12 protein-coding genes are annotated in these 15,643 nt (G+C 70.4%); 5 read left to right on the top strand and 7 right to left on the bottom strand.

The annotated features are described in order from the left end of the window. Window positions 1-447: 447 nt before the first annotated feature. A complete protein-coding gene (locus VMS22_25050; protein HXJ37309.1) occupies window positions 448-2,679 on the bottom strand; it encodes a DUF4215 domain-containing protein in 2,232 nt (743 codons plus the stop codon). A 369-nt stretch (window positions 2,680-3,048) separates the two neighbouring features. On the opposite strand from VMS22_25050, the gene VMS22_25045 reads away from it, so the two are divergent. Together VMS22_25045 and ettA are read left to right on the top strand one after the other, a co-directional pair. Beyond that, window positions 3,049-4,104 carry a DUF2332 domain-containing protein gene (locus tag VMS22_25045; GenBank protein HXJ37308.1) on the top strand — a complete coding sequence of 352 codons (1,056 nt, stop codon included), beginning with the start codon at window positions 3,049-3,051 and terminating at the stop codon, window positions 4,102-4,104. Window positions 4,105-4,116: 12 nt separating this feature from the next. Next, window positions 4,117-5,799, top strand: a complete 1,683-nt coding sequence (ettA, locus tag VMS22_25040) for an energy-dependent translational throttle protein EttA (protein ID HXJ37307.1) — start codon at window positions 4,117-4,119, stop codon at window positions 5,797-5,799. On the opposite strand, the gene VMS22_25035 is transcribed toward ettA, so the two are convergent. Beyond that, window positions 5,774-6,598, bottom strand: a complete 825-nt coding sequence (locus tag VMS22_25035) for an alpha/beta hydrolase (GenBank protein HXJ37306.1) — start codon at window positions 6,596-6,598, stop codon at window positions 5,774-5,776. The genes ettA and VMS22_25035 overlap by 26 nt on opposite strands. A gap of 125 nt (window positions 6,599-6,723) precedes the next feature. Here VMS22_25035 and VMS22_25030 point away from each other — a divergent pair, with 125 nt between their 5' ends. Both VMS22_25030 and VMS22_25025 read left to right on the top strand, forming a co-directional pair. Next, window positions 6,724-7,245, top strand: a complete 522-nt coding sequence (locus VMS22_25030) for a MaoC/PaaZ C-terminal domain-containing protein (protein ID HXJ37305.1) — start codon at window positions 6,724-6,726, stop codon at window positions 7,243-7,245. 444 nt (window positions 7,246-7,689) lie between these two features. Then, window positions 7,690-8,496, top strand: a complete 807-nt coding sequence (locus VMS22_25025) for an SDR family NAD(P)-dependent oxidoreductase (GenBank protein HXJ37304.1) — start codon at window positions 7,690-7,692, stop codon at window positions 8,494-8,496. A 197-nt stretch (window positions 8,497-8,693) separates the two neighbouring features. Here the strand turns inward: VMS22_25025 and VMS22_25020 are convergent, their stop codons facing one another. Beyond that, window positions 8,694-11,960 carry a hypothetical protein gene (locus VMS22_25020; protein HXJ37303.1) on the bottom strand — a complete coding sequence of 1,089 codons (3,267 nt, stop codon included), beginning with the start codon at window positions 11,958-11,960 and terminating at the stop codon, window positions 8,694-8,696. Window positions 11,961-12,028: 68 nt separating this feature from the next. Here VMS22_25020 and pdxH point away from each other — a divergent pair, with 68 nt between their 5' ends. Then, window positions 12,029-12,607, top strand: coding sequence for a pyridoxamine 5'-phosphate oxidase (gene pdxH, locus VMS22_25015; protein HXJ37302.1), 579 nt, complete (start codon window positions 12,029-12,031; stop codon window positions 12,605-12,607). A gap of 175 nt (window positions 12,608-12,782) precedes the next feature. On the opposite strand, the gene VMS22_25010 is transcribed toward pdxH, so the two are convergent. The 4 genes from VMS22_25010 to VMS22_24995 form a co-directional block, all read right to left on the bottom strand. Next, on the bottom strand, window positions 12,783-13,388 hold the full coding sequence (locus VMS22_25010) for a sulfotransferase domain-containing protein (GenBank protein HXJ37301.1): 606 nt from the start codon (window positions 13,386-13,388) through the stop codon (window positions 12,783-12,785). Window positions 13,389-13,425: 37 nt separating this feature from the next. Then, window positions 13,426-14,247 carry a hypothetical protein gene (locus VMS22_25005; GenBank protein HXJ37300.1) on the bottom strand — a complete coding sequence of 274 codons (822 nt, stop codon included), beginning with the start codon at window positions 14,245-14,247 and terminating at the stop codon, window positions 13,426-13,428. 15 nt (window positions 14,248-14,262) lie between these two features. After that, on the bottom strand, window positions 14,263-14,466 hold the full coding sequence (locus VMS22_25000; protein HXJ37299.1) for a hypothetical protein: 204 nt from the start codon (window positions 14,464-14,466) through the stop codon (window positions 14,263-14,265). Between the two features lie 14 nt (window positions 14,467-14,480). Beyond that, window positions 14,481-15,643, bottom strand: a 1,163-nt coding sequence (locus VMS22_24995) for an alkaline phosphatase family protein (protein ID HXJ37298.1), incomplete at its 5' end; no start/stop codon positions are given.

The raw sequence follows: 15,643 nt of genomic DNA, 5'->3' as shown, positions 1-15,643 counted from the left end.
CGAAGTCGGTCGACTTCGTCGCCGAGATGCCGCGCGACCCCAACGGCAAGCTCTACAAGCGCAAGCTCCGCGATCCCTACTGGGCCGGCCGCGAACGGAAAATCTAGCACTCCGACCCAAGACTACGTCTTGGGTCGGGAGGGACGCGAGGGTGTGGCGTCCGTGGTACGCGCGACCGGCATGTCGCGGCCAGCAAAGCTGGCGCGACAGGCTTGGCACGCCCGCCACGCCGCCCGGCAGGACCTGACTGCGGACGGGCGCAACCTGCGTCGGCGCCCTCAAGCGGGGCGTCGCAGCAGTACGCTGCGCACGACGTCTACCCCGCGCGACCTCCGGGTGCGTGGCTCGTATGTCGCGCCAGCTTTGCTGGCCGCGACAGGCCGGTCGCGCGTGCCGCCCACGCCACACTCTCGCCCCCGCCCCAAGACGGAGTCTTGGGGCGGATCCCTACTTGCAGACCAGGCGCTTGCCGCGCTTGACGCACAGGGCGCCGGGGAAGGCGTAGTGGCCGCAGGCGCCGACGGGACCGCCCGCGTCGCCGCCGAGCAGCACCGTCACGGTGGGCGGGACGTCGTCGAGGCTCGGGACGGCGCCGCCCTGGCTGGTCAGCTTGAGGTCGATCGTGGTGACGCCCTGCTCCTTGCCACGGATGACGATTCCGCGCACCCCGCCTGCGGTGCCACCGGGATTGCGGTAGCGGGCACGCGCCGCGTTCGCGTTCCATCCGCCGCCGCCCGGGACCGTCACGTCGACCGCGCGCGTGCCGCTGACGCCGTCGACCATGATCCGCACGCCCGCGTTCGCGACCGTGGCCGGATCGAAGACGCTCGACGAGACGCCGAAGCGCGCGCGCAGCGAGAAGCGGCTCGGGGTCGCGACGATCTTCGCCGGCGCCCACGTCGTCTGGTGCGGGATCAGGACCTGGCAGGGCTCCAGGTGGCAGCTCTTGTCGCAGCCGTCGTCGCTCTTCTTGTTGCCGTCGTCGCACTCCTCGCCCGGATCGAGCGCGCCGTCGCCGCACAGCGGCTCGTGATGGCACGTGGGCGTGCAGCCGTCGTTGCCCGAGGTGTTGCCGTCGTCGCACGTCTCGCCCGGATCGAGGATGGCGTTGCCGCAGATCTCGAGGTGGCAGGTCGGGGAGCAGCCGTCGGCGGCGACGGTGTTGCCATCGTCGCACTCCTCGATGCCCTCCTTGATGCCGTCGCCGCACACGGTCTCGTACTGACAGGTGTCCGAGCACCCGTCGCCGGCGACGGTGTTGCCGTCGTCGCACTGCTCGCCGGGATCGATCACGTGGTTGCCGCAGGTCGTCTCGAGCTGACAGGCCGACGAGCAGCCGTCGCCGGAGATGAAGTTGCCGTCGTCGCACTGCTCGCCCGGATCGAGCGTGCCGTCGCCGCACGAGGTCGCGGCCGTCATGCACGACGCGGACTCGACCGTGCTGCGGATCGTCGCGCTGACGGTGGGGCCGAACAGCAGGTTCACGTTCGGCAGGCCCGGCGCCAGGAGGTGGCAGTAGCTCATGATCGTGCCGCCACCGGGCGGGACGCTCTCGGGGCCACTGTAGCAGCCGGGCTCGCCGTTGTAGCACTGGTCGAGCGGCGGGCTGTAGCAGTGTGTGTGCGGCGTGCCGACGTTGTGGCCGAGCTCGTGCGTGACGACGAGCACGTCCCAGATGGCGTTCGGGTCGGACACGTTGAAGCTGCCGAACACCTGCGAGACCCCGAAGCCGTACGTGTGGTCGCACACGGCGCTCAGGTACGCGACGCCACCGGTCACGGGCTTGCCGGAGATGAAGTGGACCATGTCGTGCGCCCCGGCGACCGTGTCCATGTCGTTGCCCGGGTTGAGCCAGTAGGCCTGCACCTCGTCGAGCGAGTCGACCGTGTCGGTGGCGGTCCACGGATCGCTGCCCGACCAGATGCGCACGTAGCTGAACCTCAGGCGCACGTTCACGTCGCGCTCGTAGATGACGTTGGCGGCGGCGAGGAGCGACGTCAGGTAGCTCAGCTCCGCGTTGCGGCTGCCGAACTTCGAGCGCAGCTCGGTATCGGTGTCGATCGCGACCTGGGCTTCGAGCAGCGTCGTCGAGTGCACGGGCACGAGCGGCACGACGGCGCGATTGCGGAGCACGGGCACGGAGAGCTCCGGGCGCTCCGGATGGAGATCGTTGGCGCAGAAGTCGCGCGGGGCCGGATGCTGCGCAGGGTCGACGTCGCGCATGGCGTAGACGCGATGGTGCCCGGCAGCGTCGGGTCCGAAGGGATAGGTCTGGTCGCCGCGCACGACGAAGCCGCGCACGCCGTCGGCCGCCGCGATGAGGAGCACGCGGGACGCGTCGTCGCCGCGCACCTGCCCCGCGAAGTAGACCTCGTCGGGGAGCGGCACCTGCTGCACGCCGCTCGGCGTCACTTCTTCCACCCGCGTGTCGGGTCCGAACGGCTCGACGCGATGGACGTCGAGCGTCGCCGTGCCGTCGCGACCGAGCGGGAAGTCGTCGAGGATGGCCGAGCGCTTGCCGCGCAGCTCGGCGAGCGCGCCGGCGTCGACCACCAGGCGCTGCGCGCGATCGCGAGCGAGAGCCCGTGGGGCGTGCGGATCAGGGCGCACGAGCGGGGCAGCGGACGCGCCGGTCGCCGCGAGGAGAACGAGAGCCAGTGCCCCGATGGGCGTCTTCATGCGAGCAACCTGTAGGCGGTCCGGGTGGCCACGTTCGCCTGCGCCAGGACCGCGGTTCGAGGATCGCGGCGAACGAGAAACGCCGTCTGCCGCGCCAGCGTCAGGGCGACGACACCGACCGGCCGAGGCGCGGAGCCCCGGTCGGTCTCGGCGTGAGCGAGCGACATCCGGAAGGTGGTAGCAAGGCAGGGACCACGGAGGCCGCTCGCCCGGCGCGGCCGCCGGCCGCTCCTCCGGCGAAGGGGCCCCGGCGGAAGCGGTGCAAAGGTGTCGCCACGCCGGCCCGCGGCGACATCCGCACGTCGCGTCGGCGTAGCGCATAGGCTATGCACCCCTCGCCGTGGGTACTTTGTATACGGTGAGGCGTTCGTGACCGACGTCGCCGAGTACCTGCGGCTGCAGGGGGCCTATTGCGGGAAGCTCGGCTCGCCGCTCTACGCCGTGCTCCTCGAACGCGCCGCGGACGACCTCGTCGCCGGTGGGCCCGTCGCGCGCGTGCTGGCCGGCTATCCGCATCAGCCCGTCGCCTCGGCGATGGCGCTGCGCTTGATGGGCGGCGCGCACCGTCTGGCGCTCGAGGGCGAGGCGCCGGCGCTCGCCGCGCACTATCCGTCGACCGGCGGCGACGGCGACATCGAGCGCGCCTGGACGGCGTTTCACGCGCTCGTCGCCATGCGCAACGAGACGTTGCGTGCGCTCATGTCGCGCGGCGTGCAGACGAACGAGGTGCAGCGCGCCGCCGCGCTGGTCGGCGGCTTCCTCACCGTCGCACGGGAGACGGGGCTGCCGCTGCGCTGCCTCGAGATCGGGACGAGCGGCGGCCTCAACCTGCGCTGGGATCGCTTCCGCTACGAGGCGGACGGGCGGGCGTGGGGTGATGCGACCTCACCGGTCGTGCTGCGCGATTGCTTCGGCCCGGGCCGCCTTCCGTTCGACGTCGCGGCGCGCGTCGCCGAGCGCGCCGGCTGCGATCCGGCGCCGGTCGATCCGACGACCGACGAGGGCCGCACGACGCTCCTGTCGTATGTCTGGGCGGATCAGATCGAGCGGCTGGCGCGCTTGCGCGCCGCGTGCGACGTCGCGCGCCGCGTCCCCGCGACGGTCGTGCAGGCGAACGCCGCCGACTGGCTCGAAAACGTGCTCGCGCGTCCCACGCCGGGCGTCGCGACCGTCGTGTTCCATTCGATCATGCTCCAGTACCTGGATCCGCCGAGCCTCGATCGCGTCCTCGCCGCGCTGCGGGCGGCCGGCGCGCGCGCGACGCGCGAGGCGCCGTTCGCCTGGCTCGGCATGGAGCCGGGCGGCGAGCAGGCCGAGGTGCACCTCTCCATCTGGCCCGGGGGCGAGAAGCGCCTCGTCGCGACGACCGGCTTCCACGGACACGACGTTCGCTGGCTGCTTGCTCGCGACGCCGCCGTCCCGTAGCTCTAACCGGTCATGCCGCAGTTCATCTACACCATGAAGGACCTGCGCAAGGTGACGGCGCAGGGCAAGGAGATCCTGAAGGGGATCTGGCTCTCGTTCTACTACGGCGCCAAGATCGGCGTGCTCGGCCACAACGGCGCCGGCAAGTCGACGCTGCTGCGCATCATGGCGGGCATCGACCACGACTTCGCAGGCGAGGCGTTCCTCGGCGAGGGCTACACGGTCGGATGCCTGGCGCAGGAGCCCGTGCTCGACCCGAAGAAGAACGTCGTGCAGCACGTCGAGGAGGCGGTCGCCGGGACGCGGGCGCTGCTCACGACGTTCGAGGAGGTCTCGGCCAAGCTCGGCGAGCCGATGAGCGACGAGGCGATGGAGAAGTGCCTCGCCGAGCAGGCCCGGCTGCAGGACCGGATCGATGCCGCGAACGCGTGGGAGCTCGATCGCCAGCTCGAGATCGCCATGGACGCGCTCCGCCTGCCGCCGCCCGACGCCGACGTCTCGAAGCTCTCGGGCGGCGAGCGCCGGCGCGTGGCGCTCTGCCAGGTCCTGCTGCGGCAGCCGGATCTGCTGCTGCTCGACGAGCCCACGAACCACTTGGACGCCGAGTCGGTCGCGTGGCTCGAGCGGCACCTCCACGACTACAAGGGCACGGTCGTCGCGGTCACGCACGACCGCTACTTCCTCGACAACGTCGCCGGCTGGATCCTCGAGCTCGATCGCGGGCAGGGCATCCCCTGGGAGGGCAACTACTCCTCGTGGCTCGAGCAGAAGGAGAAGCGGCTGGCGCAGGAGGAGAAGGAGCAGTCCGCGCGGCAGCGCACGCTCGCCCGCGAGCTCGAATGGGTGCGGATGGCGCCGCGCGCGCGCCAGGCGAAGTCGAAGGCGCGCGTTACGCACTACGAGGACCTCTTGAAGGCCGACCAGGCGGTGGAGCAGCGCCTGGGCGTGGCGCAGATCACGATTCCCGCGGGCCCGCGGCTCGGCGACCTCGTGATCGAGGCGAAGGGCGTCCGCAAGGGCTACGGCGACGTGCTGCTCATGGACGACGTCAGCTTCATGCTGCCCAAGGGCGGCATCGTCGGCGTCATCGGCCCGAACGGCGCCGGCAAGACGACGCTCTTCCGCATGATCACCGGGCAGGAGAAGCCCGACGGGGGCACGCTTCGCATCGGCGACACGGTCGTGATGTCGTACGTCGACCAGTTCCGCGACGCGCTGCAAGGCGAGCGCACGCTGTGGGAGGAGATCTCGGACGGCGGCAACGAGGTCGTTATGGTCGGCAAGCGCGAGGTCAACTCGCGGGCCTACGCCGCGTCGTTCAACTTCAAGGGCCCCGACCAGCAGAAGAAGGTGAAGGACCTGTCGGGCGGCGAGCGCAATCGCCTGCATCTCGCCAAGCTCCTCAAGTCGGGAGGCAACCTGCTCCTGCTCGACGAGCCGACCAACGACCTCGACGTCGACACGCTGCGCGCGCTCGAAGAGGCGCTCCTCGCGTTCGCCGGCTGCGCGGTCGTGATCAGCCACGATCGCTGGTTCCTCGACCGCATCGCGACCCACATGCTCGCCTTCGAGGGCGACAGCCGGGTCGTCTGGTTCGAGGGCAACTACCAGGAGTACGAGGCCGACCGGAAGAAGCGGCTCGGCGCCGAGGCCGAGCAACCGCACCGCATCAAATATCGGCGACTAACCGCGTAGCGCCCCAGGACAGGAAGCGCTCGACCTCCGGCGCCGTGCGGTCGGTGTCGTAGTTGATCCGCACGATGTTGCCCGAGCGCAGGAGCAGGCGCGCGTTCGGCAGCCGCGCGACGATCCGCCGCGCGGTGTCGAGCGACGACAGGAAGCCCTCGCGCGGATGCCAGACGAGCGTCGGCACGTGGATCTCGGGAAGCAGGTCGGAGACGTCGGCCGCGAGGAGCGGCGCCACGAGGGCGGAGGACTCCTCGGGCGTGCGCGACGCGCGGTGCACCTGGGCGGCGAGGCGGGCTTCCTTGCTCGACCAGCCGTGGATCGTGCTCGCCAGCGTCTCGATCGCGAGGGCGTAGTCCGTCTGCAGGCGGTCGATGATCGTCGCCCCCGGGAGTCCGCGGAGGTCCGCGCCCGACGCCACGGCGGTCGTGAGCACCAGGCGCGTGACGCGCGAGCCCCAGCGGTGCGCGAGCGTCAACGCAAGGATCGACGCCGGGCCGCCGGAGAGGATCGCGAAGCGGTCGAGGCCGGCGTGCTCGACGATGGCCTCCCAGTCCTCGCACCAGCGCTCGATCGACTGCTCGACGGGCCCACGCTGCGAGAGCCCCGTCCCGCGTGCGTCGGTCCGCACCACGGTGAAGCGCTCGGCGAGCCACTCGAGCCGCCGCCGCGCGCTCGGCACTTCGAGATCGAGGTCGAGCTGTCCCGGGTTCGATCGGAGGACCAGCAGCGCCGGTCCCGAGCCGATGACGGAGTAGGCGATGCGCGTCCCGTCGGCGGAGACGAGGTGCTCGATGGTCGACGACATCGGGCCAGAATGCATACACGGCCGCCCGGGCCGCGTCGATCGTGCGCGGTGCGCAAGTGCTAGGGCGAAGCGGCGGCGATGACGCGAGTTTGACGATCGCGTTACGGTGCGCGAAGGAGTCGCGCATGCAGAAGGACCTCTACCGAAGGGTCGGCGAGAACCGCTTCCGCGAGTCCGTGGGCCTCTACTACGAGGACTTCGAGCCCGGCACGACGATCGAGCACCGTCCGGGGCGCACGATCACCGAGGCCGACAACGTGTGGTTCACGAACCTCACCATGAACCCCCACCCGCTGCACTTCGACGCGCACTTCGCCGGCCACACCGAGTGGAAGAAGCCGCTCGTGAACAGCTGCCTCACCCTCGCGATGGTCACGGGAATGAGCGTCACGTCGACGAGCCGCAACGCGGTCTCGAACCTCGGCTGGGACAAGGTCCGCCTCACGGCGCCGGTCTTCGTCGGCGACACGATCTACGCCGAGTCGACGATCCTCTCGAAGCGCCCCTCCGACACCCGCCCTGGTCAGGGCGTCGTCACCGTCGAGACGAAGGGCGTGAAGGAGGACGGCACCGTCTTCATGACCTTCGAACGGACCTTCCTCGTCTACACCCGCGCCGCCGCCCCCCACGGCTCCGCAGGGTATTGATCCGGCCCAAGACTCCGTCTTGGGCCGGGGGCGCGAGTGGAGCGTGCGGTCCCGCGCGACCGGCATGTCGCGGCCGGCAAAGCCGGCGCGACATACGTGGGACGCACGACGAGCGTCGCACGCTTCACTCCCCTACCAAGACGCGCCAGCGCGAGAGCGCCGCGCGCGCGTAGCGTCGCGCGGTCGGGGGGCAGGGCGCAGGCGCCTGCGAAGCGGCGCGACGAAATGTCGGACCCCTGACGTGCTGCGTGTGTCGTCGCGCGGCGGAGCCGAAGCCGGAGCCCTGCCCCCCGACCGCGCGGCCCCGACCCGCCCCTACGGCGACTCGACGAGCTGCAGCGTCCCGATCATCGACGAGCTCTGCGGTCCCGGGAAATCGGCGAGCCCGAGTGAAAAGCGCACGACCGGCTTGACCCGCCCGGACCTTGCTGCGAGGGGCAGGGGGTGGACTACCGCCGCCGGGTGATCGTGATCACCGGCGCCTCCTCAGGCATCGGACGGCAGGTGGCGCTCGACTTCGCCGCCCGCGGCGCGTCGGTCGTCCTGGTGGCGCGCCGCGCCGAGCTGCTCGCGGACGTTGCGCGCGCGTGCGTCGCCGCGGGCGGGACGGCCCTCGGCCTCGCGGGCGACGTCGCCGCCGAGGGCTTCGTCGAAGACGTGGTCGCGCGCACGCTGGCCGAATTCGGGCGCCTCGACGTCGTGGTCAACAACGCGGGTATTCCGAAGCACAAGCAGTTCTTCGACGTGACGCCGCGCGACGTCGAATACACGCTGCGCGTGAACCTCGTCGCGCCGGCGCGCCTCATCGTCGCCGCGTTGCCCGCGATGCTGCGACAGGGCGAAGGGTGGGTGGTGAACGTCTCGTCCGTCGCCGGGAAGCTCCCGCCGCCGCGCGAGGCCGTCTACGCCGCGTCGAAGTTCGGCCTGACGGGTCTGACGGAGGGCTTGTGGCTCGACCTCGAAGGCTCGAACGTGCACGCGGCGGTCATCCACGTCGGACCGATCGATACCGACATCTGGCAGAAGACGGACGAGCCGACCGCCTTCCAGGGAAAGAAGCTACCGCCGTCCGCCGTCTCGCGTGCCGTCTTCCGCGCCATCGAGCGCCGCAAGCACGAGGTGTGGGTTCCCGGCCGCATGCGGCTCGCATGGTGGCTGCGGATCTGCCTGCCGGGCGTGTTCCGACGTGGCGCCGCGCGGTGGGATCCCGTGCCACACGAGGCGATCCTGGCAGCGCGACAACGTTCCTAGGTGTCCGGCGGACGAGCGGGCGTTTCGCGCGCGACGTTTCGGCTGCGTGCATTCACCCAGGGTGCGCGATCCGAAGCAGATCGGATCGACCACGCTCTCGGCAAGGTGCCGGACACGCAGGGGACGTCGCGTGGCATGCGCCTTGCGTTGCATCCCATCGAACGTCCTCAGCCTCGTGAAGTGATACTCGGCTGATCTCACGGCCCGGTCGGCGCTACTCGTCGGCCGGGCCGTGCCACGTCCGGCGTGCGCCCAAGCGAAGGGATCGTGATGGCCGTGTCCTCGACGAGCCCCACGTGCGCGACGTCCACGTCGCGCGCGCGCCGCACGAGGTACTCGTCGGGGACGAGGCCTCCGATCGTCGCCGTACCGTCGCCGTCGGCAGTCGCGGACGCCACGGTCGCGAGCGCGCCGCCGTACTGAGGCGAGACGAGCGACGCGGTCTCGCCGGCACCGAGGCCGCGCACCGTGAGCGTGAAGGCGAGCGGCAGCTCGCCCGCGTCCTCGCCATAGGACGTCGTTCCGTCGGAGAGGCCCGACGGCGGATTCCAGGTGGGATCGGCCACCGTCACGACGTGCGCGTTCGATGCGACGAGCCGCTTGCCTCGGCGCAGCTCGAGCTCGACCAGGTAGAACCGTACGAGCTCCGGACCTGCGGGCGCATCGAACACGACCACGGCGGCGCCCTCGGGCGGCGAGCCGCCGTCGGCGTCGACCGCGACGCGGGCACGTCCCGACGCGAGCGCCTCGCCCACCGGCGTCGCGCCGGCGCGCCGCACCGTCGTGACGACCGGCTGGACCGGCGCCGTGCCGGGGACGTCGAGGAACAGCCGGCGCGGGTCCTGGTACGGCGGATCGGGAAAATCGACGACGCCGCGCAGGACGTACGCGTCGGACACGCGCCCGACCCGCCACGTGAGCGTCGCGCGGAGGCGCCGGTGCACGTCGTTCGCGACCCAGACGGGCAGGGCGACGTGCTCGCCGGGTGCGTACACCGGCTTCGGCACCTCGGTCGTCACCAGCACGGGCGCGTAGGCATCGCGCACGGTCGCGGCCGCGGCCGACGGCACGTCGAACTGATCGTAGACGCCGAAGTAGCCCTGGTCCCAGTAGTCGCGGAACTGGAAGAAGCGGAGACCGGCGGTGGGGCGGTAGCGATCCTTGCGGTAGTGCTCGATGTAGAACTTCAAGAACGCCCGCTGGTAGAGCTGCGAGGCGAGGGCGAAGTCCTGGAAGCGGTCGTAGTCGGCGGCGCTCCCGACGTACGCTTCGAGCGTCGCGACCGTGCTGGTGTGGAAGAGCCACTCCCGGAGCCACGGCACGAGCTCGGTGGGATTCGTCGGGTTCGCGTCGGTGAACGTCGTGGCGCGCGTCTCGCGATCGGGCGGGAAGAGCCGATCGGGCGGCATCCAGCGCTTGGCCGAGAACGGCCAGACGTGGCTCCCGAACTCGGTGAGCAGCGCGATCGGCCGCGTCGACTCGGCGAGGCAGATGGTGCGCGTCGGATCGAGCCCGACCAGATCGTAGAAGGAGCACAGGAGGTAGCCGCTGTACTGGTGCGAGTCGCCGACGCCGGCGGCGGCCTTCACCGGCCGGGTCGCGTCGATGCCCGTGACGACGTCGACGACGCGCCGATCGAGGCGGCGGTTGAAGGTGGCGAGGGCCTGCGCGGTCGTGAGGACGGGTCCCAGCACCTCGGCGAGCTCCCAGGCGGGCTCGTTGTGCGCCACCCAGTGGACGATCGCCGGGTGGTTGTAGAGGAGGTAGACCATGTCGGCGGCGAGGAGGCCCGCCGTGTCGACGACCCGATCGGCGATCGCCGTCTGCCCGGTCGCGGTCGGAAACGCGCTGCCGTCGGGCTGGCACCCGAACACGAAGCCGATGTCGTTGTAGGTCCACTGGAGCTCGAAGTCCTGGACGATGCTGATGCCGGCGGCGTCGGCGGCGTCGTAGAACACGGGTGGCGCGATCTGGACCGCCATGCCGATCTGGTTCGCGTTGATGCCGCGCAGGAGCTGCATGTAGCGCTCGGCGAACGGGCGATCGACGCCGGCCGTCCATGCGTTCGGATCGACGGCGGCCCCCTTCACGTAGATGCGCTCGCCGTTGACGAAGCGCTGGAAGAGGGGCTTCGCGGGCTCGCTCCCACGCGGCGCACGCGGCGCGACGTAGTCGAACTCGTCGGCGCACGCGGGGTCGGTCGGCACGCCGGCGAAGCGATCCTCGCAGCGGTCGGAGTAGTGCGCGAGCGAGCGGATGCCGAAGCCGTCGGTGCGCGTGTCGCTCGGGCCGTCGAAGGTGACGGTCGTCGTGGCCGAATAGACGACCGGGTCGCCCAGCTCGGGATTGCCGGCCGGAAACCACGGCCGCACGCCGTGCAGCCGCGCCGTCAGCTCGAACGCGTTCGCGCCGGGGTGGAGCGACACGCGCGCGGCCACGCCGGTCCGTGACCGGCCACCGCGATGCTTCACGCCCGGGCCGTCGACGGTCGTCGTCACGACGACGACCAGATCGACGTCCGAGCGATTGGTGAGCGTGTACGCGAAGCGCGCGTCGGCGCTGCGGCGCCCCTTCGGGCGGGCCGTGACGAACGTCCAGTCGATGCGGACGGGCCCGGTCGGGAGGAGCGAGACCGGGCGCGCGATTCCGCCCGTGTGGAGCCACTGCTTGGTCGGCGCGTCGAAGTTGTCGTTGTTGCCGCCCGGGCGTCCGTCCCAGTAGCCCTTCGTCCCGTCGAGGACCGTCTTGAGATCCGTGCCCGCGCCCGTGCCCTGGCCGCAGGAGAGCACGCCCGGATCGAGCGGCTTCTGCACCCGGACGGCGAGGACGTGGGTGCCCGCGGCCGTCGTCGGCGGGAGGTCGAAGGCGAACGGGTTGAAGGTGCCGAGGTGCGAGCCGCCGCTGGCGAGCAGCTCCCCGTCCCACCAGACGTCGGCCCGGTAGTCGACCGCCTCGAACAACAGCCGCAGGCGGCGTGTGCCCCCGACGACGTCGTCGGGCACCGTGACGCGCGTACGGTACCACCCGAAGTGAAAGGCCATGGCGCTGCCGCGGCCGCCGAGCTCGTCCTCGGGGATCTGCCGCATGTAGTGGCCGGGCACCGCGAGCGCGCGCCAGGGAGTGTCGTCGTAGCCGGGCGCGAACCACTGCTCGACGATGCCCTGGCACACGGTCTCGTCAGCGGTGCAATCGGAATCCTCGAGCCGGAAGCGCCAGTCGCCATCGAGGGAGATCGGCGAATTGCGGACGTCGATCGCGACCGGGGGCAGGGCGCCGCGCAGCCGCTCCACGTCGATCGCCGGCGTCGCGTCGACGACCGGCGCGAAGATCGAGGTGGGCTGGACGGGGAACGTCGTCGTCGGGCTCTCGAAGCGTCCGATGGAGACGTCGGGCGGCAGCTTCGCCGCCTGCGTCACGCCGGCGATCGCGACCGCGAGCGCCGCGCGGACGAGTCTCCCCCCCATGGGGGCGCCGCGTACCGTGGCCGACTCGCGGTTGTCAAAGCGCGACGACATGGGAATGATCCGCCCGCGTGCGCGTCGATCCCATCGCCAAAGTCGGTCGCTGGCACGCCGCTGCGTGCCGCGCGGGCGCGCCGCTCGCCGACGCCATGGCGCTCGCGACCGTCGGGCGCGGCGGCGCGCCGTCGGTGCGCTTCGTGCTCTTGAAGGGCGTCGAGCCGCGCGGGTTCGTCTTCTTCACCGACACGCACAGCCGCAAGGGGCGCGAGCTCGCGGCACGGCCACGCGCGTCGCTCGCCTTCTACTGGGACGCGACCGGCAAGCAGGTGCGCGTCGAGGGACGGATCGAGCGTGTCACCGCCGCGGAAGCGGACGCCTACTGGGCGACGCGGCCGCGTGGCAGCCGGCTCGCCGCATCGGTCTCGCTGCAGAGCCAGCCGATGCCGAGTCACGCCTGGCTGCTCGCCCGCTGGCGCCGCCTGCGTCACGAACTCGGTGGACGCGCCGTTCCGCGTCCGGCGCGCTGGGGCGGGTTTCGGCTCGTGCCCGCCTCGATCGAGTTCTGGACGCGCGGTGCGCACCGCCTGCACCTGCGCGAGGCGTACGTGCGCGGCCGGAGAGGCTGGCGGCGCAGGCTGCTCCAACCCTAGCAGGCTGCCGAAAAACCCCGCCTACTGCGGCGAGCGATCGCTGCGCGAGACGGGCGGCCTCGTCGCTTCGCTGCTCAACGTAGCGCAGAGGCTACGTTTCCGCTGCTCGCTCCTCGGGCGCCCGTCTCACTTTGCGCTCGCTCGCCTCGCTACGGCGCGGTTTTTCGGCAGCCTGCTAGGTCTTGCGGTTGCGGTACAGCTCCGCGTCGACCACGGCAGTCATCGCGGCCTCGTCGAGCCGACCGCCCAGGAAGGCGTTCACGAGGCGCGCGGCCTCGCGCGGGTTCTTCACGGCCTGGTCGTAGCGGAACTCGAGCATCGAGAAGTTCGGACGCTTGCGGACCAGGATCTTCACCGACGCCAAGTGGTTGCGGTAGGCCTCGGCCATCCTCTCGTTGTCGTCGATGGAGCTCTCGCCGCGCCGGTCGAGCATCTTGTTCTGCGAAGCGATCACCTCGTCGAGGTGCCGGCGCATGAAGACGACCAGGTAGAAGTTGTCGTCGGGCAGCTCCTTCAAGAGGAAGGAGATCACCTTGAGCGCCTTGCCCCGACCCTCGCGGACGTACGTCTTGTCCGTCTCCTTCTCGAGATCCTTGACGCGCTCGTATTCGTAGTACCCCTTGGGGTTGTCGACGTCGGCCTGGCGAATCGCGTCGGTCATGATGGGGACCCCGCCGGCCTCCAGCATCTTCATCATCATGGAGGTGCCGGAGCGCGGCAGGCCGGAGACGACGACCACGGGCTCCCCGTACTTCCGCCGCCGCAGGAACTCGCCAAACATGCTCGTCACGTCGATCTCTCGTCGTCTCGATCGGCGGCTACAGGGTGACGCCGAAGCGGTTCTTGAGCGCAAATCCCGCCGCGAGGGAGGCCGCGAAGAACCACAGCAGTATGCCGCCCTCTCCATCGGGGAAGAAGGTGAGGGCGCGCGCCGGGTAGGCGACGTCCACCGAGTACAGCGCCGACGTCGAGGGCATCCCCGGCTCGGCCGGATACAGGAGCGCCTCCCAGCTCTTCGTACGCATCACCGGCACCTTGCGAGGCGTGCCGCCCACGGCGAGGCCCTTTTCGATCACCTGGTCGCCCGCGTGGATCTTCAGCGCGTAGTCGCCCTCCTTCTCGGCGCGCACGCGCCACACGACCTCGCCGTCCGCCGTATGGACCGGCGGCGCGTCGAGAACCACGCCGTCCGGCAGCTCGAGGCGCAGGTCGGTGGGCTTCACGCGCGTGACGGCGGGGTCGAGACGGGCGGTGACCAGCTCGACCGAGCCCGCCGCAATGGGAGCGAGAGCGTAGTGCGCCACCAGCTGCACCAGTACGGCCGTCATCGGCACGATCATCACCAACATGGGCAGCACGTTGTGCGCGAGGTAGAGCACGTTGTGCCCCAGGGCGCGCGCCGTCGAGCCGAGCACGCCCGCGAGGTCGTCGCGGTACAGGACCACCTCGAGGAGGTTGACGACGATGCCGTTCTTGGCACGGGCGATCCCAGCCTGGTTGCTGACCCTCTTGTACACGAGGAGCGCCACGATGCCGGCGAGGATCGGCCACACGAGGAGGTCGAACCATGCCTGCCGGTGGCCGAACGGCGCGAGGACGACGTCGAATAGGGTGCTCGCGACCGCATTGAAAGCGTTCATCGGGATGCCCGCGGCCTAGGAGATGTAGCCGAGACCCTTCAGCTTGGCCCGGATCTCGTCGTCGTTCTTCGAGTCGTCGAAGTGGAGCATCTCCTTCTCGAGGACGTGGGCGACGAACTCGTCGACCGTGGCGTAGCCTGCAACGTCCGCGACTTTCGTCAGGCGGGCGTGGAGGTCCTTGTCGATCTTGACCGATACCGTCTTTCCGAATCCCAACATGGCGACTCCCTTGGTCAGAAGATGGACTTGCCGGACATGCCTTCGTTCAGCGGAAGGCCATACCAGGCGAGAATGGTGGCGGTCACGTCGACGAGGTTGTGTCCCTCGCCGACGACCTTGCGGTTGGACAGCAGAATCCCGGGCACGACCTCGGGATCCATGAGATGGTTGCCGGACCAGCGCGACCTGTTGTCGGCGATGACCTCCGGCGTCACCTCCCCGAGCGTCGTCTCGTCGGATGCGCCGTAGCCGACGTCGTAGCCGACGACCAGGTCGGGCGCTTCGGCGACGCGGCTGCCGTGGTACGCGTCCTTGCCGCGGATGACACGGCGGACGATGGGCTTGCCGTCTGCTGGATCGGTGAACGCACGGAGCTCGTCCGAGAGCCTGGCCATGACGCCGTCGGCTTCCGCCGGGGAGACGATCCCCTGGGCCTCCCGGCCCGCGAGATTCAGGTAGATGCTGTTGAAGCCGATCCCGTAGGCGCGCGTCTTCGTCCAGTCGACGTCGCCGTTGGCGATGCGGCCGACCTGCTTGCCGTCCTTCAAGACGAGCCAGCCGTGGTCGCGCAACCAGGCGTCGAGATGGATCTCGCGCGTGAAGGGCTGGAAGCCGTGGTCCGACATCACGACGAGGAGCGCGTCTGGGGGCAGGCGGGCGCGCACCTCACCCAGCAGGCCATCGACGTGACGGTAATAGCCCTCGATGTCGTCCGCGTGCACGCGAGCGGCTGCGTCCTCACGAGCCGGGTGGGGGGGCGCGTCGGGATACTTGGGATCCTTGTGGCGCCACAGCATGTGGCACTGCAGGTCGATGTCGGAGAGGTACACGAACGTCGTGTCGCCGCGATCGAAGCGTGACAAGGCGACGTCCAGCATCGTCTGCTCGTCCTTCTGCACGAGCGCAACCTGTGACACGTAGTCGTCGTCCGTGAACATCTTGTCCTTGAGGGCGTTCGTGTCCTCGGGCATCCCCTGCGTGTAGAAAGGGCCGAGCAGACGGGCCAGCTCGGGGGCGAAGCGCGACGGCGTCGAGATCTCCTGGGCGGGCGCCACGGGAGAGATGTTGACCGGCGACGCATAGACCTGGAAGCGCGGCCGCAGCTCCTTCGCGTAGAAACGCACCATGCCGGTGAACGGCATGAGGCCGGCGGGCAGGCCGTGGAAGCGCACTTCCA

The organism is Candidatus Eisenbacteria bacterium, from assembly GCA_035577985.1.
Lineage (GTDB): Bacteria > Desulfobacterota > Binatia > DP-6 > DP-6 > DATJZY01.
Note: the sequence above shows the minus strand (reverse complement) of the source record. Positions and strands in the feature narration are given on the sequence as shown.